We start from the raw sequence: 710 nt of genomic DNA on the forward strand, positions 1-710 counted from the left end.
TAGAGCGGAATGACATGGTCGCCCTTCTTCACCGAGGTGACACCCGGGCCGACGTCGACGACGATGCCGGCACCCTCATGGCCGAGGATCGCCGGGAACAGGCCTTCCGGATCGGCGCCCGACAGCGTGAAGTCGTCGGTGTGGCAGATGCCGGTCGCCTTGACCTCGATCAGCACTTCGCCGGCCCGCGGGCCTTCGAGCTGAACCGTCATGACCTCGAGCGGCTTGCCTGCCTGAACGGCAACGGCGGCGCGTACATCCATCGTTTGATCCTCTTGTTGTTTGTGAATTGCGGGCTCGTCCGGGCGCGCAGCGCCCGGCCTCATAATGATCCCGATCGCGCCAAAACGCGTTAGAGCGCCTTCTCGACTTCCGGCAGGGCGTCGAAGAGATCGGCAACCAGGCCGTAGTCGGCGACCTGGAAGATCGGCGCCTCTTCGTCCTTGTTGATCGCGACGATGACCTTGCTGTCCTTCATGCCGGCCAGGTGCTGGATGGCACCGGAAATGCCGCAGGCGATGTAGAGATCGGGGGCGACGACCTTGCCGGTCTGGCCGACCTGCCAGTCGTTCGGGGCGTAACCGGCGTCGACGGCAGCGCGCGACGCGCCGACGGCAGCACCGAGCTTGTCGGCCACCGGCAGGATCACTTCCTGGAACTTCTCGGACGAGCCGAGCGCGCGGCCGCCGGAGATGATGATCTTGGCAGAC

At 65.5% G+C, this 710-nt stretch carries 2 protein-coding genes; both read right to left on the minus strand.

Annotated elements, in window-relative coordinates; genetic code table 11:
• The coding region (locus XB14_RS30230) for an alcohol dehydrogenase catalytic domain-containing protein (RefSeq protein ID WP_179119712.1) at positions 1-263 on the minus strand (263 nt) is incomplete at its 3' end.
• Positions 264-352: 89 nt separating this feature from the next.
• Positions 353-710: electron transfer flavoprotein subunit alpha/FixB family protein (locus XB14_RS30235; protein WP_210190061.1), on the minus strand; the 358-nt coding region annotated here is incomplete at its 5' end.

Origin of the sequence: Ensifer adhaerens (assembly GCF_002007205.1) — a bacterium.
GTDB classification, from domain to species: Bacteria; Pseudomonadota; Alphaproteobacteria; order Rhizobiales; family Rhizobiaceae; genus Ensifer; species Ensifer adhaerens_D.